Annotated in this window: 24 protein-coding genes, 2 pseudogenes and 1 riboswitch; of the genes and pseudogenes, 1 reads left to right on the forward strand and 25 read right to left on the reverse strand. The window is 47.4% G+C overall.

Annotated features, from left to right (window positions below; genetic code table 11):
- The 24 genes and pseudogenes from EKM92_RS01460 to EKM92_RS01570 all read right to left on the reverse strand — a co-directional run bounded on the left by EKM92_RS01460 (window position 1) and on the right by EKM92_RS01570 (window position 22,165).
- Window positions 1-333, reverse strand: coding sequence for a hypothetical protein (locus EKM92_RS01460; RefSeq protein ID WP_125707149.1), 333 nt, complete (start codon window positions 331-333; stop codon window positions 1-3).
- Window positions 334-437: 104 nt separating this feature from the next.
- The gene (locus EKM92_RS01465) at window positions 438-1,895 is read right to left on the reverse strand and encodes an ABC transporter substrate-binding protein/permease (RefSeq protein WP_125707151.1); all 1,458 of its coding nucleotides are present in this window, start codon (window positions 1,893-1,895) and stop codon (window positions 438-440) included.
- Between the two features lie 89 nt (window positions 1,896-1,984).
- Entirely contained in the window at window positions 1,985-2,452 is a 468-nt protein-coding gene (locus EKM92_RS01470) for an AAA family ATPase (RefSeq protein WP_125707153.1), read from the reverse strand.
- 12 nt (window positions 2,453-2,464) lie between these two features.
- Window positions 2,465-4,090, reverse strand: coding sequence for a putative polysaccharide biosynthesis protein (locus EKM92_RS01475; protein WP_225420693.1), 1,626 nt, complete (start codon window positions 4,088-4,090; stop codon window positions 2,465-2,467).
- A 72-nt stretch (window positions 4,091-4,162) separates the two neighbouring features.
- Complete coding sequence (locus EKM92_RS01480; protein ID WP_125707155.1) at window positions 4,163-4,510, reverse strand: fluoride efflux transporter FluC; 348 nt, start codon at window positions 4,508-4,510, stop codon at window positions 4,163-4,165.
- Complete coding sequence (locus EKM92_RS01485; protein ID WP_125707157.1) at window positions 4,507-4,866, reverse strand: fluoride efflux transporter FluC; 360 nt, start codon at window positions 4,864-4,866, stop codon at window positions 4,507-4,509. Before EKM92_RS01485 ends, EKM92_RS01480 begins: the two co-directional genes overlap by 4 nt.
- Window positions 4,867-4,961: 95 nt before the next feature.
- Window positions 4,962-5,177: a cold-shock protein gene (locus tag EKM92_RS01490; RefSeq protein ID WP_125707159.1), complete on the reverse strand. Its 216-nt coding sequence runs from the start codon at window positions 5,175-5,177 to the stop codon at window positions 4,962-4,964.
- A gap of 1 nt (window position 5,178) precedes the next feature.
- Complete coding sequence (gene ileS, locus EKM92_RS01495; protein WP_125707161.1) at window positions 5,179-7,968, reverse strand: isoleucine--tRNA ligase; 2,790 nt, start codon at window positions 7,966-7,968, stop codon at window positions 5,179-5,181.
- Window positions 7,969-8,408: 440 nt separating this feature from the next.
- The gene (locus EKM92_RS01500) at window positions 8,409-9,107 is read right to left on the reverse strand and encodes a DivIVA domain-containing protein (protein ID WP_125707162.1); all 699 of its coding nucleotides are present in this window, start codon (window positions 9,105-9,107) and stop codon (window positions 8,409-8,411) included.
- A gap of 18 nt (window positions 9,108-9,125) precedes the next feature.
- The gene (locus EKM92_RS01505; protein ID WP_125707164.1) at window positions 9,126-9,905 is read right to left on the reverse strand and encodes a YlmH family RNA-binding protein; all 780 of its coding nucleotides are present in this window, start codon (window positions 9,903-9,905) and stop codon (window positions 9,126-9,128) included.
- Between the two features lie 4 nt (window positions 9,906-9,909).
- Window positions 9,910-10,194, reverse strand: a complete 285-nt coding sequence (locus EKM92_RS01510; RefSeq protein WP_225420694.1) for a YggT family protein — start codon at window positions 10,192-10,194, stop codon at window positions 9,910-9,912.
- An 11-nt stretch (window positions 10,195-10,205) separates the two neighbouring features.
- On the reverse strand, window positions 10,206-10,673 hold the full coding sequence (locus EKM92_RS01515) for a cell division protein SepF (protein WP_125707166.1): 468 nt from the start codon (window positions 10,671-10,673) through the stop codon (window positions 10,206-10,208).
- 114 nt (window positions 10,674-10,787) lie between these two features.
- Window positions 10,788-10,976: pseudogene (locus EKM92_RS13870) on the reverse strand (cell division protein FtsZ); the annotation flags it as partial.
- 86 nt (window positions 10,977-11,062) lie between these two features.
- Window positions 11,063-12,014, reverse strand: a pseudogene (ftsZ, locus tag EKM92_RS01520) (cell division protein FtsZ); the annotation flags it as partial.
- Between the two features lie 20 nt (window positions 12,015-12,034).
- Entirely contained in the window at window positions 12,035-13,333 is a 1,299-nt protein-coding gene (gene ftsA, locus EKM92_RS01525) for a cell division protein FtsA (protein WP_125707170.1), read from the reverse strand.
- A gap of 119 nt (window positions 13,334-13,452) precedes the next feature.
- Window positions 13,453-14,268, reverse strand: a complete 816-nt coding sequence (locus tag EKM92_RS01530) for a cell division protein FtsQ/DivIB (RefSeq protein WP_125707172.1) — start codon at window positions 14,266-14,268, stop codon at window positions 13,453-13,455.
- Window positions 14,269-14,283: 15 nt separating this feature from the next.
- Complete coding sequence (gene murG / locus EKM92_RS01535; RefSeq protein WP_125707174.1) at window positions 14,284-15,372, reverse strand: undecaprenyldiphospho-muramoylpentapeptide beta-N-acetylglucosaminyltransferase; 1,089 nt, start codon at window positions 15,370-15,372, stop codon at window positions 14,284-14,286.
- 2 nt (window positions 15,373-15,374) lie between these two features.
- Window positions 15,375-16,739, reverse strand: coding sequence for a UDP-N-acetylmuramoyl-L-alanine--D-glutamate ligase (murD, locus tag EKM92_RS01540; protein ID WP_125707176.1), 1,365 nt, complete (start codon window positions 16,737-16,739; stop codon window positions 15,375-15,377).
- Window positions 16,740-16,754: 15 nt separating this feature from the next.
- Window positions 16,755-17,720 (reverse strand): phospho-N-acetylmuramoyl-pentapeptide-transferase, encoded by a 966-nt coding sequence (gene mraY / locus EKM92_RS01545; RefSeq protein WP_125707178.1) that lies wholly within the window; start codon window positions 17,718-17,720, stop codon window positions 16,755-16,757.
- Between the two features lie 18 nt (window positions 17,721-17,738).
- On the reverse strand, window positions 17,739-19,895 hold the full coding sequence (locus EKM92_RS01550; RefSeq protein WP_125707180.1) for a penicillin-binding protein: 2,157 nt from the start codon (window positions 19,893-19,895) through the stop codon (window positions 17,739-17,741).
- Entirely contained in the window at window positions 19,895-20,278 is a 384-nt protein-coding gene (gene ftsL / locus EKM92_RS01555) for a cell division protein FtsL (RefSeq protein WP_125707182.1), read from the reverse strand. The genes EKM92_RS01550 and ftsL overlap by 1 nt, the downstream gene beginning before the upstream one ends.
- Before the next feature lie 3 nt (window positions 20,279-20,281).
- Window positions 20,282-21,229: a 16S rRNA (cytosine(1402)-N(4))-methyltransferase RsmH gene (gene rsmH, locus EKM92_RS01560; protein ID WP_125707184.1), complete on the reverse strand. Its 948-nt coding sequence runs from the start codon at window positions 21,227-21,229 to the stop codon at window positions 20,282-20,284.
- A 3-nt stretch (window positions 21,230-21,232) separates the two neighbouring features.
- The gene (gene mraZ / locus EKM92_RS01565) at window positions 21,233-21,664 is read right to left on the reverse strand and encodes a division/cell wall cluster transcriptional repressor MraZ (RefSeq protein WP_125707186.1); all 432 of its coding nucleotides are present in this window, start codon (window positions 21,662-21,664) and stop codon (window positions 21,233-21,235) included.
- A 171-nt stretch (window positions 21,665-21,835) separates the two neighbouring features.
- Window positions 21,836-22,165 carry a hypothetical protein gene (locus EKM92_RS01570; protein ID WP_125707187.1) on the reverse strand — a complete coding sequence of 110 codons (330 nt, stop codon included), beginning with the start codon at window positions 22,163-22,165 and terminating at the stop codon, window positions 21,836-21,838.
- A gap of 133 nt (window positions 22,166-22,298) precedes the next feature.
- Between EKM92_RS01570 and EKM92_RS01575 the strand changes: the two genes are divergently transcribed.
- Complete coding sequence (locus EKM92_RS01575; RefSeq protein WP_225420695.1) at window positions 22,299-22,409, forward strand: DUF4044 domain-containing protein; 111 nt, start codon at window positions 22,299-22,301, stop codon at window positions 22,407-22,409.
- 613 nt (window positions 22,410-23,022) lie between these two features.
- Here the strand turns inward: EKM92_RS01575 and thiT are convergent.
- Window positions 23,023-23,625: an energy-coupled thiamine transporter ThiT gene (gene thiT, locus EKM92_RS01580; RefSeq protein WP_125707191.1), complete on the reverse strand. Its 603-nt coding sequence runs from the start codon at window positions 23,623-23,625 to the stop codon at window positions 23,023-23,025.
- Between the two features lie 41 nt (window positions 23,626-23,666).
- Window positions 23,667-23,763: riboswitch (TPP riboswitch) on the reverse strand.
- Between the last annotated feature and the right edge of the window lie 21 nt (window positions 23,764-23,784).

The following is a 23,784-nucleotide window of genomic DNA, read 5'->3' on the forward strand; positions in this document are numbered from 1 at the left end:
TTAATAATCCAATTGTTTGAGTCGTAGCAACGCTTCTCCATTTGGTTGCATCACCACTTTATACAAACCGAGTACCCGTTCATCGATTTGTGCTTGCAGTTTGTCGCCTTTTTGCATTTTCGCTTGGACATGGTTGAAGCCATGTTCCAACACAGTGAGCACCCCGCGCCCACCGATTTCAAATCCGAGGCGATCGTTGTCAGACAGTTGACGATTTGCTAAAGCTTGCATTTGCGCCTGCATTGCCGCGGATACTGTGATTTCATCGACTTGCTGGTGCAACGCCTCTGCCAAGGCTTCTGGTGTTGCCACTGTGATTCTCCCCACTCCCATAAAAGTTCCTCCTTGTAAATGTAATCGCTTACGAGTATAGTATACCCTCCCCCGACACGAACACAACGCAAAAAGCCTGACCGAAAAGGCCAGACTTTCATCGCTTAATTCGTATGATTGAATTTGTGTTCGAAATGCTGCAGTATGCGCGACAACCCAAAAGTCAAAATGAAGTACAATACCATGGCCACGACGATTGGCAGCACCCCTTTATAAGTATCAGCTTGTACGATCCGCAACTGATAAATTAAATCGGCGACCCCAATGATGGAGACAATAGACGTTTCTTTGATCAGCGAAATAAATTCATTTCCAAGCGCCGGCCAAATGGTCACAATAGCTTGCGGGAAGATCACATTTTGCATGGTTTGTTTAGTGGATAAACCTAACGAACGAGCAGCTTCTTTTTGACCGACAGGCACCGATTCAATGCCTGAACGGAAGACTTCTGACACATATGCCGCAGAGTTCAACCCGACGGCTAACGTCCCAGCAACAACAGCAGAAATATCATAAAACATCCCGATGCCAAAGTAGATAAACATCACTTGCACCATTAACGGGGTCCCGCGAATAAATTCCACATAAGCCGTTGCTAACGCGTGCCAAACTTTGGTGTGACCGATGCGGATCAACGCCAGGCCTGCGCCGAGCAACACGCCGATGATCACAGCGACCAACGAGATGCCAACCGTGTAGCCGACCCCTTTTGCAAAATAGGACCAGTAATGCCACATCGACGTATTTGCGGTGTTAGTATTCATCAACTTCCCAGCTTCTGGTAAATATTGTTTGTTGATGAGATTTTTTTGTTGAATTTTTTTGATCGATTGGTTGATCGCTAGCGTCAAGCTCGTCGAACCTTTAGGTAACGCAATGGCATTACCAGCTTCGTCGCCAGACACTTCAAACTTCCCATTGATCGTGGTGAGGCCAGGATCTGAACTGGCGTACGCTAACGCAGAAGCAGAGTCTTTCACCAACCCGTCAATTTTATGGGCTTTTAACGCTAACACCAAGTCCGCCGCATTTTCCATGCCGACCAGCTTAGCACCAGGCATTTGTTCTTTGACTAAGTCATAAGGAATCGTGCCGACCACGGCGCCGACTTTCTTGCCGCTGAAGGAATTTTTGTTTTTATACAAGCCTTTGTCGGTTTTGTTGATGATGATGTATTGCTTGGAGACATAGTATGAATCGGTGAAATCAACATGTTTCTTACGAGCAGCAGTGGGTGAAAAGCCGGATAAGATCATATCGACTTTCCCAGTTTCAAGCGCCACAAGCATTGAGTCAAACGACATTTTCTTGACGACGAGCTTCACGCCGAGATCTTTGGCAATTTGTTTCCCGATGGAAATATCCATCCCGACGATTTCACTTTTGCCATTTTGATTGACTTGAAATTCATATGGTGGGTAATTCGGGGAGTTGCCCATCACCAAGGTGCCTTTTTTCTGAATGCGCGTTAAGGAATCGTCAGTAGCGGCGTGGACATTTTGCTGCCCAGCGCCGATCACCAACATTAATAAAACAAATAATAGCCCGAAGATTTTTTTCATGTACCCAACCTCATTTTTCAACATTGGTCTAGAATACACTTTTGTAAATATTTATGCAAGAAAAAAACGGTCATCACTGACCGTTCCTCCTAGATTCGATTGAGATCTGATAATACCAGCGCGACATCGCGTTGGGGTAAACGCCGATCTGCTGCACTGAGTACATCGTCTACTCGCCACCAGCGCTTTTGAATGGCTTCGTCGAAACGCTGAGCATTATGAGCCACACATGTTGCAAACGGGACATCTAAATAATAAATCAGCGTTGGCCCCTGCCATTCATCGACAACTTGTTCCAGCATTTCGCCGTACACATCCCGTCGCAAAATGCCTTCAACGATCACCAGTGGATAATGGTCATGACCAAAGCGAATCAGATCCTTGATCAGTGCCACTGTCGGCGTGCCCACATGATCATTAGCATGCAATAACTCGCGCCGCACTTGATCTTGATGAATCACCAAGCAGGCGTCTGCCCCAAAATGAACTTGCAAAGTATCAGCCATTGAAGTTTTCCCACTGCCAGAATTTCCGCGAATGATCACTAAGGTTGGCATAGGCGCCTCCAGTTATTTGATATGCAACTTGGTTCGTAGTCCTTCGATGCGTCCACCGAGCAAGTCATCGGCTAACCGCAACTTCAACACGAGATAAACGTAAACTGCTGCACCACCACCAGCACCAACTAACAACACTGGGATCGCAGTAATTTTACGCACGCCACCTAGCCACCAGTCGAAGCCGCCGACTACTGCTGTGGCAAAGACAAACATCACCAGCGCACACCCTAATAGTTGCGAAATATGCGTCCCCAGCACTGACCAGTCGAGATCATACCGCTGATCTAAGGCGTGAAGCATCAAGAATACTGAAACCATCATTCCGATACCAGTGGCCACCAAAGGCGCAAAACCTTGTAGCCAATAAACTAATGGCCATTGCAAAATAATTTTCACCGCAAAGCCGATCAAGAAATAAATGATCGCTTGACGATTTTGATACAAGCCTTGCATCACCGCGGCAAGGACTGTGAACAGCCCCATCGCGATCGCGACATAGGCGTTGAACTGCAACATGTGCACCCCGACGATATCATCAGAGTAAAACAACGCGTACAACGGACGCGCCACCGCCGACATACCTAGCGCACTGGGCCACATCACCAAGAAAAACAACCGCAAAATATTTTCAATTTGCGTAGCGACACCATGTTTATCGCCTTTGGTAAACGCCCCTGCTAATAACGGAATGGCAGTGACGGCTAACGCTGAGGCCAGCGACACAACGATCATCACCAACTTGTTGGTGTTAAAAGCAAACAACCCATATAAGTAGTTGATTTGATCGTTGGAGACATGAAAGAAGAAACTCAAGAATTCAGGAAAACTGTACTGATCAAAGAATTGATACAACACCGTCCCAGCATCTAGGATAATGAAGGGAATCGACTGATGAAGCACTTCTCCGAGTAAGGTCTTCGTCGGTGCTGGAACGTCAGTCGCCACCAAATCAAATTCTTTATGTTGCCGCGTATACACGAAAATCAAAAAGATCAACGCGATCGCGGCCCCGACAAAGGCCCCAAAGGTTGAATGCGCAACGGCTTGCACATAATCGCCTGAGCCGACACGCATGATCAAAAACGTGGACCCCAACATATAAACTACGCGGGCGAACTGCTCCAATAATTGTGAAACAGCACTCGGCGCCATTTGTGAATAGCCTTGGAAGTACCCGCGTAAGATACTCATCGGCGGGATCAACAGCAATGGCCACACCAAAGCATGCAGCACTGGGATCATGTGCGGATCCACATGTCCGTTTTGCATCGCGAGGATCGGCGTGAGTAACCACAAAGCCCCGGCACTCACGACCCCTAACCCGATCATCAAGATCATACTGCGGTGAAAGAGCTTTTTAGCCGAGCCATATTGATCTGCCGCCAAGTAATGCGCCACTTGTTTAGAAACGGCACTGGGGATCCCAGCTGTCGAAATAATCAAAAACAAACTGTAAATGTTATACCCGCGGGCAAACAACGCATTGGCAGCGGTCCAATGCCCGCCCATCCACATCACCCAAGGAATGACGTAAATCGCGCCTAACACGCGTGAAAAAATCGATCCCGCGGTCATCCATGCGGAACCTTTGACTAACGCGGCTTTGGCCTGCGAATTATCTGCGATGTCACTCACCCCCAAATCATAACTAATATTATACGACGTCGGCAAAACCACGGTTCAGGTTTTACTAATCTTTGCGTTTTCTTAACGCCCTAACCAAATCCCCAAACTTGCTGCCAGCACGCCTAAAATCACAGTCCCGACATAATAGCCGAACACTTGCGGCCAAAGTTTGCGGTTGATCAAGCCTAACGTATCCACATGCAGGGTTGAAAAGGTGGTATACCCACCTAACAAACCAGTTGCGATGAGTAAATGTAAATGGTTTGGTAACCCCATCACACTCACCCACCCCGCAACGAATGCGCCGGTGACATTGATCACCATGGTCATCCAAGGACGCGTCGGCCACACGATTTTACCCAGTTGCGTCAATGCATAGCGCAGCAAAGCACCAAAGCCAGCACCGATGCCTACCATCAATAGGTTCATGCGCGCCTCCGATCAGCGATCACAAAAGCAATCAGTGTGCACAAACTCCCACCAATCAAATTCATTGCAAAAATCACCATTGACTCAGCATTGACGTGTTGCACCAAGTTTAACACAAAGGTCGAAAAGGTCGTAAATGCGCCGACAAACCCGGTTCCTAACAGCAAACTCACCCAATCAGGGAGATCTAGGCGTTGGGCGATGCCATAAGTCAAATACGTCAATAAGAAACAACCGACTAAGTTCACGGTCAAGGTCCCTAACAAACTAGTCGCATCATGTAACCACAAGTCGATGCCATAGCGACTGACGCCGCCTAAGACCCCACCGATGAAAACTGCTAGTGATTTTTGCACTTTCCCTTCACCTCAACAAACAAAATATCATTCCATTGTACGCCGCTAATCAAAAAAGCGCCATCGAGAATTGCTTCTCAATGGCGCTCATTCACCTAGGCTTCAGGTTTGGGTTGCACTTTGGTGACATTCGCTGCTTGCGGACCGCGAGCACCTTCGACGATGACGAATTTCACTTCTTCACCAGGCACTAACGTTTGTCGCCCGCCGCCTTGAATGGCGGAAAAATGCACAAACACATCAGGCTGTTCTGGAATTTCAATGAAGCCAAAGCCTTTGTCTTCATTGTAGTTTTTTACGCGTCCTAACATATTAAGCCTCGAATTCGAAATCTGCCGCAGCAGTTTCTGGGAAGTTTTCAGACACGATCTTGGCACAACGCGCACAGAAATGTGGATAACGATCATCGCTACCAACATCTGTAGTGGTCATCCGGCAACGATCACAGACGTCACCTTCAGCGTGTTCAACGACTAATTTCACATCGTCAACTACTTGCGCATCTGCTGGGGCATCAGCCGCGTCTTTAACCGTGAAGTCAGAGACGATCAACAATTGCGCTAAGTTGGCATCTAGGCCGGAAAGCAAAGTCTTCAACTTGTCATCAGCATAAACGGTGACATGGGCTTCAAGAGATTTCCCGATCACTTTGGCATCACGCGCAACTTCTAAGGCTTTTTGCACCTTGTCGCGGAAGCTCATAAATGCTGGCCATTCAGCTAACAAGTCGTCTTGGTTGGTGAAACCAGTCGCTTCTGGGAAGTCTGCTAAGGCAGCAAAGTCGCGTTCTTGATGCAACAATGGCCAGATTTCTTCAGCAGTGAAGGCAAGAATTGGGGTAAGCAATTCAACCACATCAACTAAGGACTTGTACATCACTGTTTGCATGCGACGACGGGCTAAGGACTTTTCACCTTCGATGTAAACGACATCTTTGGCGAAGTCCAAATAAAACGCCGACATATCTACCGTTAAGAATTGGGTGATGGTCTTTACCACAGTGGCAAAATCATAGGCGGTGTAAGCATCGCGTACGGTTTTGATCACTTGGCTCAAGCGGACCAACATGTATTGATCAACGGAACCGAGTTCTGCGTACGATACCGCATCAACGGCTTCGTTGTAGTCACCAGTGTTGGCGAGCATGAACCGCAGGGTGTTACGGATCTTCCGGTAAGTTTCAGAAGTATGAGCGAAGTTGTCCATGGAAACTTTCATATCTGAAGAAGAATCAACGGAAGCGACCCACAAACGAATGATTTCTGCACCGAATTGTTTTTCAACCGTGTCAGGCACAATGGTGTTACCCAAAGACTTGGACATCTTGCGGCCTTCGCCATCCAAGGTGAAGCCTTGTGACAAGATCTCTTTGTAAGGGGCCACGCCGTTGTTGGCGACACTGGTGATCAAACTGGAGTTGAACCAGCCACGGTATTGATCGGAACCTTCCATGTACATATCAGTTGGGTATTCAAGTTCTGGACGCGCTTTAGCAACGCCAGCCCAGCTAGAACCGGAATCAAACCACACATCCATGATGTCAGTTTCTTTGGTGAACTTGCCATGAGGAGAATGCTCGTTGGTGTACCCTTCTGGCAACAAGTCTTTGGCTTCGCGTTGTGACCATACGATCGAGCCATATTCACCGAATAAGTCGGCAACATGATCGATGGTTTCTTTTTCGATGATCGGGGTGCCGTCTTCAGCGTAGAAAATCGGCAGTGGCACACCCCAAGCACGTTGACGAGAAATGACCCAATCGCCGCGGTCGCGGATCATGTTGTACAAGCGGGTCTTCCCCCATGAAGGGTTGAATTTCACTTTATCGATCGCGTCGAGGATTTCTTGACGGAAGGAATCAACCGAAGCAAACCATTGCGTCGTCGCGCGGTAGATCACTGGCTTCTTAGTCCGCCAGTCATGTGGATAACTATGGGTGAAGAAGTCGAGTTTCAACAAGGCTTCTTTTTCCGTCAACGCTTTGGTGACCATGCGGTTGGCGTCATCATAGAAAACACCTTCAAAACCAGGTGCATCTTTAGTCATGAAGCCTTTTTCATCAACGACGGAGTAAACTGGCAAGCCATATTTGACGCCGACTTTGTAGTCATCTTCACCATGACCAGGAGCGGTATGGACTAAACCAGTACCAGCATCTAAGGTAACATGGTCAGCTTCCATGACGAGACTCGTGCGATCGTATAATGGGTGTTGTGCCGTCATGCGATCAAGTTCAGTCCCAGGGAACGTCTTCAAGACTTCGTAATCGCTCCAGCCAAGTGCTTCAGCGACTTTTGGCAACATTTCAGAAGCGACCACATATTTCTTACCGTTGACTGCGACTTGCGCATATTCAAAACGTGGGTTAACGGCGATCCCTAAGTTTGCAGGAATGGTCCAAGGGGTGGTGGTCCAAATAATGAAGGAAGTGTCATTGTCTAACAAGTCTTTGCCATCAACGACTTTAAACGCCACGTAAATCGATGGCGACTTCACGTCATGGTATTCAACTTCAGCTTCAGCTAACGTCGATTCAGAACTCCATGACCAATACACTGGCTTTAAGCCATGGTAGATATAGCCTTTTTCAGCCATTTTACCGAAAACACGAATTTCTTCAGCTTCAAATTCAGGTTGTAAGGTGATGTAAGGATGGTCCCAATCCCCTAAAACACCTAAACGCTTGAAGTCGGTGCGTTGTTTGTCGATTTCTTTCATCGCAAACTGACGGCACATTTCACGGTAGTCTGCCATGGACATTTCCTTGCGGCGGACGCCTTTTTTTGCTAATTGTTGTTCAATTGGCAAACCATGAGTATCCCAACCAGGCACGTAAGGGGCGCGGAAGCCTGCCATGGACTTGGAACGCACGATAATATCTTTGGTGACCTTGTTTAAGGCGTGACCCATGTGAATATTCCCGTTTGCAAATGGAGGGCCATCATGCAAAACAAACGTTGGCTTGCCTTCGTTTAACTTTTGACGGGCTTCATAAACATGGTTTTCATACCAAGCTTCTTGAAGCTTTGGTTCTTTAGCTGGGAGGCCGGCGCGCATTTTAAATGACGTCTTACCCAGATTTAAAGTCTCTTTGACTTTCATATGAGGTTCTCCTTTTTATGTATGGTCACGCGGATGTCAGTCCGTCAGTTACGTGGGTAATGAATTGCAATATTTTAGGCTCGCGGGTGATTGAGGCAGCGTCGTGCTTTTCTTCGCAACGCACTTGCGTCTAGCTACGCCACCGACTTTAAGCCAAAGTGCGGCTCAAAGCCGATGGCTAGGCTAGACTTAGTGCTAAGTGCGCGAAGAAAAGCACTGGTACAAAAAAAGACCCCGCCTACAAATAGGACGAGATCTTCGTGGTACCACCTAACTTCAAAGGCACATTGCCTTCCTCAAGCCTGCTAACGGGAGTACCCGGCGCAAGTTACTTATCACCTGCGCAACTGACGGACTGATATCACCACCGCTGCTGCCTCGAGCTTTCACCTGCTCTCGAGTCGCTATGCCAGCGCACGGTTTAGACGCGTGTCCATACGTTATTCTTCAGTGTCTGTTGGTTGATCATCGGTGTCTGGTTGGGCATCGTCATCTTCTTGAGGGAAAATGATTTCAGTGTAGCCAGGTTGACTCGCATCATCAGCAACAGGTTCTGTTGCTTCTGAGTGTACGGGTTCACCTGCCGGCTTGTCAAGGTTAGATTCACGATTTGCTGGATCTAATACCACTGCGGCTGAATCAGAAGACGATAACAATTCCTTCCATTCAGGGGATTTGACCACTTCAAGCTGCGATTCCAACATCACTTGTAAACGTTGGCGGAAGACGCGAGTTTGGCGCTTCAAGTCTTCAGTTTCAACAGTGATCTTCTTGGCTTTTTCACTGGCATCGCCGACAATGCGGTTGGCTTTATCAGTAGAACTGGTCAACAAGTCTTGGGCATTCTTTTCAGCTTGTTGCTGGATCAAGTCAGCTTCTTGTTCAGCATTCGTCTTGACCTTATCTGCAGCTTCTTGGGCCACAATAATACTTTGGTTCAGCGCATCTTTCAAATCAGTGAAGTACTTCACCTTTTCTTGTGCGTCACCGAGTTGCTTTTGCAGCTCTTCATTGTCTTTCAACAATGCCGAATAGTCTTTGATAATTTGGCTTAAGAAGTCATTTACCTGATCTTGATCATACCCGCGCATGCGGACGTTGAATTCTTTATTATGAATATCCAGTGGGCTTAATGCCATGTCACTGCCTCCTAATCACTATTTATGGATCACATCCGCGGTCACCCGCAGCTTATCTTTTTTGGTGGTACCAAGCACTGCTTGAATGCGCAAGCGCCCAAATCCTCGCACTGATAAAATGTCATGCACGTCGACTTCAACGTCAGGTCTGGCGATCACAGCAAAATTCAACCGCACGAGTTCATGTTCAACTAAGCTTTTGGCGCGGGTCCGAGAAATGTTGAACACATGCGCCACCACCGCGTCGATCCGCAATGACGGAATCGTCAGTTGTGCGCTTTCCCAATCATTTGTCGGGGTCACCAACTGATCTAAGTCGATCGGTTCAAACCGCACGCCAATGCGGCCAATTTTATCGATATTGGTTTGGACCCAAGTACTCATCGATGCCGCGACGATCACTTGCCAACGCTTGCCATCTGACACGATATCACCGAACAAATCGCGATTGATGCCGGCATTGGCCAATGTGCCTAAAATATGGGAGTGGTCGAGTTCCGCAAATTTTTGCGGATAGTTGATCTCTAAAGCCGCCACTTCGTAATCTTCAGGCGTCGGGACAAAATAATCAGGGGCGATCAACACCCGTTGACGTTCCGCTTGAGGCACGCCACCAAACGAAAAGAGCTTCACACCATCGACTTGATTGACCAAGGTTTCAGTGATATACACTTGCCTCGGATCCAAGAAGTCGGTCAACACCGGTCGGTATTCACCAGCCGCAGTTTCAATGTCTGATTGCACTTGGGCGATGAATGGCGCTTCATCTTTGCGAAAATGCTGTAAGACGTTATCCATTTTTTCACCTTAAAATCAGATTAATAAAAATTATATCAAAGGCTTTTTCGACTAAATAAATCACCGCAAAAGCCGGGATCGGTGAAAGGTCTAACCCTAAGATCGGCGGGATAAAACGTTGGAACCAACCTAAGTAAGGCTGATAGATCCGCGTTAACAACCGTCCGAACTTCGAATCATAAGCATCTGGGAACCAAGACATCACGATATACACCGCCATGCCTAAGCTATATGCCGAGATCACAGTTGAGATCAATCGCCAAAGCCAGTAGAGTCCTGTAGCTAACACACGCAGTCCTCCTATTCTGTCATTTGTAAGTCGAAATCAGTCCCTAAGTTCTCCGCTAAAGTGCCATCGATTTGGAAGTTCGCCGGGGTGACCAAGAAGATCTGCTCCCCAATGCGGCGAATTTCACCGTTGATGGCAAACACAGTCCCAGTCAAGAAATCAACGATCCGCGTCGCCGCATCATTTTCAATGCGATCGAAGTTGACGACTACCGCTTTGTTATTCAACAAGTTGGTGCCGATTTCTTTAGCATCAGAGTAAATACGTGGTTCGTAAACGACGATTTTTGCCGTTTGTTCATTTGGATTACTCATTGACACGACCTTATTCCCGCGAAATTGCGGCTTCGACGACACCGCTTGCGAAGTCTGTTGTGGCGTTGATTGGGTAGCAGTCGGCGTCGCCATTTCTGGTTCATCGTCTTCTGCATCCATGGCAAAAAATGAATTAAATTTCTTCCCGATGTTTTCAAATGCCATCTGCGTGCCCTCCTTTGATAGAAAGTATGTGGTGCTAAGTCGTCGTGCTTTTTGAAACAACGCACCTGCGTCTAGCTACGCTTGTGCTAAGCCCATTTCAAAAAGCACTGGGGTTTACTGACGACGGCGCTTGAAGAATGGTGGTTGATCGTCGCCACCGTCATCTTGACTTTGCGTTGGTTGAGATTCGAAAATATCAAATTCCGTTTTCTTCACGTTGTCAAAGTCTTTTGATTCAGCTGGTTGACTGTTGTGCTTAGCTGGTTCGCGACGCAGATCCCAGTTACCGAATGGATCGGCACTGTCACTGCTGTCAGCTTTGGCACTGGCATTTGAACTCGTTGCTTCAGCTTTGCGAGCATCGCGGCTTTGTGGTTTAACGGATTCACCGTCGATCCCAGTCGCAACCACTGTGACCACAACAGAATCACCGAGGTCTTCATTGATGGAAGTCCCGAAGATGATGTTCACGTCGTTGCTTGCAGCTTGCGCCACAATTTCAGAAGCATCTTGGGCTTCAAACAATGACAAGTCAGGGCCGCCGGTGATGTTCAGCAAGACTTGCTTAGCACCAGCGATGGAAACTTCAAGTAATGGTGAAGAAATTGCTTTCTTAGTGGCTTCGATGGTGCGATTTTCGCCGTTGGCCGTCCCGATCCCCATTAATGCAGAACCTTGGTTAGCCATGACAGTTTTGACATCAGCAAAGTCCAAGTTAACAAAGCCAGGGCTGGTGATCAAATCAGAGATCCCTTGCACCCCTTGACGTAACACGTTGTCGGCAGCGTGGAAGGCTTCCATCATTGGAGTCTTCTTGTCAACGATTTCCAGCAAGCGGTTGTTGGCGATGATGACTAAGGTATCGACATGTTCTTTTAAGTTGGCGATGCCTTCTGCCGCATTTTTCGCACGGCGTGGGCCTTCAAAAGTAAATGGTCGTGTCACCACCCCAACGGTTAAAGCACCCATGTCTTTAGCGATCTTAGCCACAACAGGAGCAGCACCAGTCCCAGTGCCACCGCCCATGCCGCAAGTGACGAAGATCATGTCAGCGCCTTGTAAGGCTTGTTGAATTTGTTCTTCAGATTCTTCTGCCGCTTTTTGACCAATTTCAGGAGTGGCACCGGCACCTAAGCCGCGCGTCAATTTGTTACCTAATTGGATCTTAGTTTCAGCGTTTGAATTTGAAAGAGCTTGGACGTCAGTGTTAGCCGCGATAAATTCCACGCCTTTAACGTCTTCGGCGATCATGCGGTTGACCGCATTACCACCAGCGCCACCTACGCCGATCACTTTGATTGCGGCGCCAGTATCATTTTGTGCATCCAGTGAGAATTCCATTGTCGTTCCTCCTAGGGAAATTATTCGAAGAAATTACCGAAGAAGCGCCGCAAAGCGTTCGGCTTCTTTTCGGTGGTGTCAGGCTCGTCATCAACTGGCTTAGCAGCAGGCACTGCCTTAACAGATGATTGCGTGGTTTGTGGTGCTGGCGTTTCACTATTCGGCAACACGCTAGCTACCAGCTGGTCGATATCCGTCAAATGCGCGGCATATTGGATCAACCCCAATGCTTGCGTAAAGGCCGGATGCCGCAATCCCATTTCACTCGGGATAAAGACGCGCACTTGATGGTTGAAAATATCTTGTGCGAGCTCGGTGATCCCAGGTATTGCAGTCGTCCCACCAGTGATCACAATGCCACCAGGTAAGTCTAAGGCATTGGCTTGTTGCAACGCCGCATTCAAGCGTTTGAAGATCTGACCTAACCGCGCTTCAATGATTTCAGATAAATACTTTTCAGAGATCATCACCGGCTCAGTTTTACCGACAACAGTCACTGGGAAGGTATTATCTTCATGCGTTGCCAATGAATCCGCATTGCCATAATCACGTTTGAGTTTTTCCGCATCTTTGAAGCCGGAGTTCAACACCACCGAAATGTCTTTGGTGACGAACTCGCCGCCTTCAGGATCAACGGAAGTGAACTTCAACTTATGATCATGGATCACCGCTGCCGTACTTTGACCACCACCGACATCGATCAATACGGTACCGAAGTCTTGTTCCCCATCACTTAAGGCGACTTGTGCCGTTGCTAATGGGTTGATGACGACGGTACGGATCGAAAGTCCAGCTTTGCTCAAGGCTTTTTTGGTATTATGTAATACCGTCTTAGGCACAGTGAACAAAATGCCGTGCATTTCAAGGCGAACACCGATCATACCGCGCGGATCTTTGATGTCGTCAAAACCATCAACGATAAATTCAGTCGGTGTCAATGACAAGCTTTCGCGTTCTGGTGGTAAGTTACGCACCAACGCTGCTGCTGCCACAGCTTTGACATCTTCATCGGTAATTTCTTTGGAGGCATCACCCACAGCGATCATGCCGCTGACTGACTCGATTTGTAATTGGTTAGCGGGAACCCCGACGACCACTGAATCGATTTTAATACTTGCTTTTTCTTCTGCTTGACTTACGGCTTGGCGAATCGCCATGACAGCCTTATCGATATCGACGATCACACCACGGCTTAAGCCAGCTGTTCGTTGACTGCCGACCCCGATGATATTCATTTGACCTTGAATATATTCGGCCACAATGACTTTGATCGAGGTGGTGCCGATATCAAGTCCAACGTATATGTCTTGATTTCCCACGACGGCAAACCTCCTGGACTGCAATTTTTCTCATTGAAAACGTAATACTATTTTGATTTTACCACACAACCTCCCATCAACTCATCAATAGACGATAAAGATTGGGGATTTTGTAGGTTTTATTTGGCATATGGGGTGAAAAAGGCGCCGACTTCCAAGTCTACAGTGCCTTTAGTTTTCACATCAGCTAATAATTGCGGGTAATATTTGATTTTTTTGGCCACTGTGCGTGAATCAGCAATGACCAAATTCCCATTGCTCATGCTAATGGTGATTTGATAAGGATTCGCCGCACCGCGCGTGGCTTTGACTTCAGAAACCGCTTTGCGAACCGCTTGTGGGAAGCTCGCAACGGTTTTGGCAACGTCAAAGGCTTCCTTGTTGGTAAAGCCGGTAAAAATCGGGTAAGTGCTTTTCGGCGTTTGAGTGGCATCTTTCACCACCACACTTGAGGCTAACAACACATGATATTCCCCATTTTTTTGGACATAACCTAACGGCGCATATTCATGAACATGCAACGTCACTTGGTTAAACCCTTTGATGGACAAACTCATGCTTTGCACTTGCGGCAACGCTTTTTGCACCCGTTGACTGACGCGCTTTTGATGCATCAAAAGATCCAAGATCATTTGACTAGGACCTAACTTTGACGCATCGATCACCGATTGTGCCGGCAATGTTGACTCCCCGCGCACGTTGATGTCACCAACGCGAGCTAGCGGCGTCATAAAGTAAATCGCGATCACCAATAACACCGTTAATGGCGTTAAGATCAAGGCCAAGTTACGACGTCGCCGACTCGTCCGCGTCTTGGTGAGATGTGGCAATGGTAGCGGATGCGATGCCGCTTTTTGCTCACGCTTTTGTTTGGCTTGATAAGCTTCCCAAGGCGTCAAGGGATCTTGAGATTTGGATTTTCGCCAAAACGGCATCGTGTCACCACCTTTCTAGTGTTCGTTGATGGCTTGTTGCATCAACGCGATCAAACGATCTGACGCATCAGGAACGCCTAAGCTTTTGGCTGCTCGCGTCATATCGAGTAATCGAACGTCATCTTGCATTAAGTCAGCAACCATTTGCGCGAAGTGATCATTGAGTTCAGGTTCTGGTACGACCAACGCAGCACCGGCTTTCTTCAAGCTTTGCGCGTTGATAAATTGATGATTCCCTGTGACATTAGGACTTGGGATCAACACTGATGGAATGCCCAACGCCGTGAGTTCTGCGATGGATGTGGCGCCAGAGCGACCGATCACCAAGGCGATATCTGGCAAAATTGCCGGCATATCATCGACATAAGGCACGACTTTGACATTATCAGGCAAACTCGGCAATTGCTTTTGAATGCTGTCAAAATGCCGCCGGCCAGTGACAAATAACGTTTGGAAGTTGCTTTTTCCAAATAACGGGATGGCATTGATCGCCGCTTGATTGATCATTGGTGCACCGCGTGATCCCCCAAAAATCAATAACGTCCGCCGTTTAGGATCTAAACCAAAGTCTGCTAAGCGATCATTAGGTAACAAATTTGCGACTTGTTGCGCCCGAGGATTGCCAACACGTTGGACTTTCTTCGCCGGAAACGCTGATTCCACTTCAGGAAATACCGTCCCGATCTTATCGACGAAGTGGCATAAGAACTTGTTGGTGACGCCGGCCACGGAGTTTTGTTCATGGATCACTGTGGGAATGTGCAACCGCGCCGCTTCAAATAAAATTGCGGCTGAGACATAACCACCGGTGCCGACAACCACGTCAGGCTTGAAGGTTTTTAAAATGTGTTTAGCCTTTGACAAGCCGCCGATGAATCGAGAAACTGTTTTAATGTTGTCTAAACTTAAACTGCGCTTGAAGCCTTGCAATTCGATGGTGTCAAAAGGAATACCAGCTTTTGGTACAATACGGCTTTCTAAGCCGCGCTTGGTGCCAATATATAACACGTCATCGAGTAAGTCGCGTTTTTTTAATTGTTCCAGCAACGCTAACGCTGGGTAAATGTGGCCGCCAGTGCCGCCGCCTGAGACGATCACGCGCATGACTATTCCTCGCTTTCAGCTAAAGCATTAACCGCGTCGATGAAGACATCGCCGCGAATTTCAAAGTTCGGGAATTGATCCCATGACGCCGCGGCCGGCGATAACAACACCACATCCCCTGGTTTGGATGCCGCATAAGCTAACGGTACCGCCGTTTTGACATTTTCGGTTTGTTGATAAGGAATACCAGCTTTTTCAGCCACAGCATTCATCAATGCTGCCGTTTCCCCAAAAGTGACCATGGCATGGACATGAGCCTTTACTAATGGGATCAAGTCATCCATCGACAAATGACGATCCAAGCCCCCTGCTAACAAGACGATCGGTTGGGTAAAGGCATTGATCGCCACACTAGCGGCTTCAACATTGGTGGCTTTGGAGTCATTGTAGAATTTGCGATCATTGATCGTGGTGACATATTGGATCCGGTGTTTAACGCCAGTGAAGCGGGTCAATACTGCGACGATCGACGCGTTGTCGACACCAGAAAGTTTGGCCGCGGCAATGGCTGCTAAGGCATTTTCGATGTTGTGAGTGCCTGGGATCTGCATGTCTGAAGCTTTCATGATTTGTTCACCATCAAAGCATAACCAGCCATCCACTAAAGCTGAGCGCGCGCCGGCAACATTTTTGCGGGAGAACGGCACGATTTGCGCTTTAGATTGCTTGGCCAGTTCATGCATTTCCGGTAAGTCCCAGTTCATAATGAAATAATCATCTGGGGTTTGATTCATCGTGATGCGCATTTTCGCGGCAACATAATGTTCACGATCACCATGCCAATCCAAATGTGCTTCATAAATGTTGGTCAACACGGCAATATGCGGGTGCAAGGTCTTGATGCCACAAAGTTGGAAGCTGGAAAGTTCAGCCACCACTGTGTCATCTTTACCTGCTTTTTGGGCAACAGCAGAAGCTGGAATGCCAATATTGCCGGCATCATAAGCTTTGTGACCCGCTTCATTAAGCATCAACCCGATCAATGTGGTCGTGGTGGTTTTACCGTTGGAGCCAGTGGTAGCGATCCAATGTGATTGCGACACTTGATAAGCTAATTCAGGTTCAGTGATGATCGGGATGCCTAAGCTTTCGGCTTTTTGCACCATGGGATTGGAATAAGGGATCCCTGGGTTTTTCACCATGTATTCGAAATTCTCGTCGAGCAATTCCACTGGGTGGTAACCAGTGATCACTTTAATGCCATCGGCGAGTAACGCTTGGGCTTGTTTGTTGTCATCGAATTTCTTTTTATCGTTGACGGTGACTAATGCCCCAAGCTTATTCAATAACCGCGCCGCATTGACGCCACTCATGCCTAACCCTAACACTAAAACTTTCTTATTTTGATACGTTTTGATCTCCAACATGCCCCAGACTTCTTTCTAAAGAAAAATTAATAGATAAATTGCACTTGCGATGATACCGACGATCCAAAAGGTAATGTCGACACGCCATTCCGACCAACCTAACATTTCAAAATGATGGTGGATCGGACTCATTTTAAAGACGCGGTGGCCGGTCGTTTTAAACACTGCCACTTGAATGATCACGCTGGCAGTTTCACAAACAAACACCAACCCGATCAACAATAATGACCATTCGCGGTCGAGCAAAATGCTGACAGTCGCCAACATACCGCCTAATGCCAGCGAACCGACATCCCCCATAAAGATCTGGGCAGGCTTGTGGTTATATAAGAGAAAACCGATCATTGCCCCGATGGTCACCAAGCAAATGATCAACACATCCACGCGGCCATCATGAGCAGCGATAATGGCATAAGTCCCAAAGGCGATCGTTGAAAGCCCTGCAACTAAGCCATCCAAACCATCAGATAAGTTCACGGCATTGGAGAAGCCGACTAACCACACCATCGCAAAAATCACGAAGAACCATAACGCATTGATTTGACCGATGAAAGGAACGCTGATCGCATGCGCGAAGCCATCATGCAAGTAGGCGATCACTAAGACGATTGCCCCAATAATTTGACCTAGCAATTTTTGCCAAGCTTTCAAGCCTTCGTTTTGATGATGAAATAACTTGACGAAATCATCGATGAACCCGAGGATCCCGTATAACAATAAAATAAACAGCGCCACATATACGGACATGTCTAAGCTGTGTTGCCAAATCGCAGAACCGATCGCGGCGATGATAATGGCGATGATAAACACCACCCCACCCATCGTCGGGGTACCGGATTTCTTGGCGTGCCATTTCGGGCCTTCTTCACGGATCATTTGGCCTTCTTTTTTAAAACGCATGTAGCCGATAAATAACGGCAACACGATCACGGTAATGGCAAAAGCTGCCACCATCGGGATCAACATTTGTGCTAACTGCATGATATGCCCCTTTGTAATTTACTGTTGCGCAAATTGAATCGTGACTTTGGCAGATCCAAGTAATGAACCAGCTTTCAAGCTTTGCGCAGTGGCGTAACCAGATCCCACCAGTTTGAAAGTTTTCCCAGTCAACTGGGCTAATTTTAACACATCAGATTTCGACCAGCCAGAGACGTCAGGCATTGTCATCGCGCCATTCGTCAATAACACCACATGTGACGACTTCAACGCGTTGCCGCCTGCAGTCGGAAGTTGTTGCACCACTTTGGTGCCAGTGCCAACCACTGCAGAGGTTAAACCGGCGATCGTCAATTTTTGTTGCGCCGTCGCTAAGGCGTTGTTGGTCACCGCTGGAACGGTGGTGGTTTCATCTGGGGTCGTCGTTTGGGTGCTGCCATCTAACGCTAACGCTCGCGTCATCATCGGCTTGAAAATTTCTGCCATGATTGATTCAGCTGGAGAGGTCATTTTCTGAGGTTGTTTCATCGCAATGTATAACACATATTTCGGATTTGACGCTGGGGCCATCCCCATCACCGAGAAAATGTAATTAGAATCACCGGTGAGGTAGCCACCAGTTGATCCGGCGATTTGAGCGGTACCCGTTTTAACAGCAAGGTCCACGCCACTCATTTTATAAGCAGAACCAGTCCCATAAGAATCATTCACCACTTCACGCATTGCAGAGATCACTTGATTAGCCGTGGACTTAGAAATCGGTTTACCCACCACGCGACGTTGATATGACGTGGTTTTACCTTTTTTGTTGACGATTTTTGAAACGATCCGCGGTTGCACCATGTCGCCGCGATTGGCAACTGCAGTGGCAGCTTGCATCAATTGCATCGCATTGACGTCAATCGACTGACCAAAACTGGCCATGGCAGAATCTAAGTAATTGCCAAAATCAAAAGTCCCACTGGTTTCTCCTGGTAAGGCGATCCCAGTTTGTTGACCAAAACCAAATTTACGTAAATATTCAGAAAATACTGTCGCACCCATGGTTTGTTCGATTTTGACCATCCCAACGTTGGAAGACCGTGGGAAGGCTTGACTCAACGGAATGGTCCCCCAACCAGAAGTATCCCAGTCTTTGATCGTGGTGTCGGCGACTTTCACCGAACCGGACTTGTAATAGGTATTCGGATGATAATTCCCGGTTTGAATGGCCGAAGCTAAGGTGAAGATCTTCATGACCGAACCTGGTTCATAATTATCTTCCACTAAAATATCCCGCCACATGCTCGACAACCCTTCACCAGTCGAAGGATCAAAGGTCGGTCGTTGCGACGCCGCTAACACTTCTCCAGTTTTAGGATTCATCAATACCGCTAACAGAGATTTTGGCTGATACTTATCGGCAACGCCAGTCATTAACGTTTCTAAGTAACTTTGCAAACTAGCATTGATGGTGGTATAAACCGATCCGCCGTCCACTGCCGCTTTAGTTTTTACTTTTGATTCTGGCAATTGATAGCCGTAAGCATCTGTTTGCGACGTGCGATACCCGTTGGTCCCCGTTAAGACTGAATTGAATTGTTTTTCCAGACCTAACACGCCGACTAATTGATCGGTGGTTTTGGCATCGGTTTGCGGTTGGGCTAAGCCGATCACATGACTTGCAAACACGCCATTTGGATATAACCGCGACGGTGAATCAGTGAAGTTGATCCCTGGTAATTTCGCTTTTTGGATCGCTTGTTTCGTCGCTAGGCTCAAACCCGTCCCAGCAGTCCCAAATTCCACTTGAAACTTCGCTTTAGCAGGATTTAAAATACTGAGAATTTTCGCTTTAGACAAAGGTAAATATTTTGCTAATTCGGTCGCTGTTTTATCTTTGTCTTGGACATAAAGTTTCTTTTTGCCATCGACATAGTTGTGATCTAGCACAGCATAAATCGTATAAGTGTTGGAGTCTTCAGCGATGACCCCGCCATCGCGGTCATAAATCGCACCGCGCTTGGCTTTGAGTACTGTTGATTTGGCGACGACTTTCTTGCGGTAAGCTGATAAGTTGGCAGAATCGACTTTACCACCTGCCGCAATATACACAAAACGACAGGCGAATGCGACCAGCCCTAACGCCGCAAGCGCCATCAAAAAGATGCCGAACTTCCGTCGATTCTTGGTTGGATGGATCGCATTCGTCTGTCGTTTAGAAGATTGTTTTGCCATTACTTGCTCACACGCTTAATATTTGCTTCGATCACCGTCAGGCCATGCGCCTTGGCATAAGAACTGAGTCGACTTGAGTTAGATAGCTCACCAACTGATTGCTTGAGATCAGTCACTGACTGATTTTGAGTCGCGATCTTGGTTTGCACATCTTGATATGTACGATTATTGGCATCTAATTGCGTTTGCGCGTTTAAAAACAGCAGGCAAACAGCACACGCAGCTAAGCCACATAACCCGCTTAACACCCGTTCAAATGGTGAAAAACGTTTGGAAGGTTGTGGCGCGCTTTGCACTTGAGGGGCTGGTTGCGGTGCGACTTTAGGTTGTTGCAAAGGTTCTGCAACTTGTGGTTGTAATTGTCTTGCGGTACTTTCTTGCATGTCCTACCCCTCCTTCACTAATTTTTCTAAAACGCGCAGTTTGGCACTATGCGCGCGGTGATTATGTTCGAGTTCTTCGGCTCCAGGTAAAATCGGCTTGCGCGATACCAAACGAAAGTCTGGTTGCATGCTATCTGGGATCACTGGCAAATCATGAGGCACATCTTTGATCGTTGTCAGTTCTTTAAACATCGCTTTAACTAAACGATCTTCTAAAGACTGGAAGGTGATGACGCTGATGCGACCACCTGGATTCAACAAGCTGACCGCTTGTTCCAAACTCGCTTCTAAAGCCCCAAGTTCGTCATTGACGGCGATGCGCACCGCTTGAAACACCCGTTTAGCCGGGTGGCCACCAGTACGACGCGCTTTAGCAGGGATCCCTTGTTTAATCAATTCCACTAATTCAAAAGTCGTTTCAATGGTGTGATCCGCCCGCGCTTGTTCGATTTGTCTGGCAATGGATTTGGCAAACTTCTCTTCACCATAGCGGTTGAAGATCCGGACCAAATCATTGAACGACCAGTCATTGATCACGATTTTAGCGGTTAGCGTTTGACTTTGATCCATCCGCATATCCAGTGGTGCGTCAAAGCGATAAGAAAAACCGCGTTTAGAATCATCAAATTGTGGTGACGACACGCCAAGATCATATAAGACGCCATCAACCCCTGTGACATCGCGTTCAGCAAGTGCTTGTTGCAAATTGCGAAAGTTAGTATGAATCAAATGCAAGTTCTCAGGCAGTGGATCCAGGGCTTTAGTCACTGCGTCAATGGCTTGTTGATCTTGGTCGAACGCGTATAACGCGCCACCATCCATTTGACTGAGGATCTCTTTAGTATGTCCGGCACGCCCTAGGGTCGCATCGACGTATGTGCCGTTGGGTTGAACCTTTAAGTTCGCGGCGGCTTCTTTTAATAGTACGGTTTCATGTTTAAATTCAGTCATAGTTTATAACCCGAAGTCGATCAAGTTTTCTGACAATTCATCAAAATCATCTTCTGCCTCGTCAGCATATTTTTGCCAACGCTCAGCAGCCCAGATTTCAATGCGATTGGAGACGCCGATCAACACGCAATCTTTGTTCAATGCTGCATGTTCGATCAAGTTGTTCGGGAGATTGATGCGCCCTTGTTTATCAAGTTCGCATTCAGCTGCTCCTGACAACAGCATCCGAGAAAACGTCCGCGCACTTTTTTTCGTTAATGGCAAAGCTGTTAATTTTTCTTGCAGTTTTTGCCACTCGGCTTGCGGGTAGCCGAACAAGCAACCATCCATGCCCCGGGTCAATACGAAAGAAGGGTTGAGCACTTCGCGAAATTTCGCAGGTACGATCAACCGCCCTTTGGTATCGATGCTGTGATGAAACTCACCCATGAGCATGGGATCACCTCCCAACGTTGAGTTAAGTCTACCACATTCCCCCACGTTCCACCACAATCATCCCCACATTCTCCCCCATTGCGTGACATTCTTAACATTTGTAACAAAAAAGCCCTCACAACACAGTGGTTGCAAGGGTTCAGCATAGGTTTAAAAAGTGGGGGATCGGCCCTATTTTTGGAAGAAAATTGCGGCGAACCACCAACATGTGGTAGCCAATACCTCGACACGGGCCAGTAAATGGGCATACCGGCGTAAAAACACATCATGCTCATTAATGATCAGCAAGGCAACCACTAAAATCGCGGCCACGATCGCAGCGAGAAAACATGCCCATAAATAGGTGCCCGCATGTTGTTGCGTCAGTTGCCAAATCGCTAAAAAGTTCACCACGATCATCACCCAAAACAAAAGATTATGACGATAGTTGAACTTACCGATGATCACCAGCAACACGATCCAAAAAATAATCGGTAAGCCGATCGCCAAAATCGTTAACATGGTGGCACCTCCTGTTTTTATTTATCATACCTAATCTTACCGCACAAAAAAAGACACACAAAATGATTTGCCGCCAACTTAAGAAACAGGTAAACTAGAACTCATAGAAAATCGGTACAAAGGAGGTGTCATGATGAAGAAAACACGAACGAAATTCTGGTGGATCACCCATATTGCCGCTTGGGCCATGCTCATCGTCACTATCCTTGGTGCGATCTTAGGCTCTGTTGCCGCATTCGGCTAACGTAATCAAAATTCCCCTAGGTTTGGCCATTGAAAAATGACTAAACCTAGGGGAATTTTTACGTGCGTTTCAAAACGATTAAACCATCTCACCCAATGAATGTCCGGCAGTGAAAGTGTCAATTTGATTTTCCAGCCAGCGATACCACTACGCCTTCGGCACGAAAAGCTGTGGACTCCGACGATTTGGCGTCACTACGGTGAATTGGACAAGTTGCCGTGCGGCCGGTTTCAGAAATCGGCAAAACCGGCCGATGTTCTTGCACCTAAATATTGAACCAAAGAAGAACGCTTTGTTTCAATATTTACCGGTGAAATCAGCGCGAACCGCCAAAGTCCGGCGTTTCACTTGATTTCACTCCCACAGGCAATTGTCCAATTCACCTTCGTTTTGCCAAATCATCTCCGTCCACAGCTTTTCTTGGTTAGTCTCGTTAGCTTACAGATCAAACCCGCAGAGGTTGCCTCGCCGTTCATTAAACCAAATGCCATAACCAGCTGGGGCATACCTATTGGATAGTCTTCAGGCGACAGCAAACATGAAATTACCGAACAGCGATGGCATTAAAAAAGGACAAGCTTCAATTTTTGCTTGTCCTTTCAAGAGATTGATTTTAATTGGCGGCTAAACGCCCAGCAGCTTTTGGTAAGAACAAATGCTTGGCCATGGTGACTAATGCAGATAATACGATCAAACCTAACAAACCAGTGGCAATGGCAGAACCGCCGTTAACAGCCAACGAGTAGATCCATGCTGGCATCCCTTTTGGTGCGTAACTCCCCCAGAAAATGATCCCGGCGTAAAAATGGCACAAGTATTTGGCCACAACGCCTAGGATGACGGCTGCCCAAGTCCAACCTAACACTTTAGCATGAGCGTTATCCGCAAGGGCTTTTTGAAACGGCTTGTAGAACAAGCCACCTAAGCCAGCAACGGTAAAGGCGATGGGATATTCGATAATGCCTTGGGTGACATTTAAGACGCTGCCTTCACCGATACCGATGAGTAACATGTCAAGCAAACCCCAAGTTAAACCGGCAGCCATTGCTGGACCCACGCCGCGGCGCAAAGCTAACACGCTGATGGGGATCAACCCGTAACTCATTTCCACACCAGAGATCCCAGTTTTATGCGGGATATATTCCAACGCCATCGCAAATGCAGCAATGATCGCGACTTCTAAAACAATTTGTAAATGTTTGTGAGTGCTTTGCATCACAATTCCTCCTTTGTGTGTCCGTCCACAAAGAAGGTCGCACTTGCGACGTTCACAATCCCTACGCTCGTATTAACGAACAGGTTCGAAGGGTCTGGGTCTCCCCACTCTCAGCCAATGGCTCCCCTTTGTGACGGACAATTCTCAACTACAAGCGTT

Source organism: Lacticaseibacillus porcinae, from assembly GCF_003946305.1.
Lineage (GTDB): Bacteria > Bacillota > Bacilli > Lactobacillales > Lactobacillaceae > Lacticaseibacillus > Lacticaseibacillus porcinae.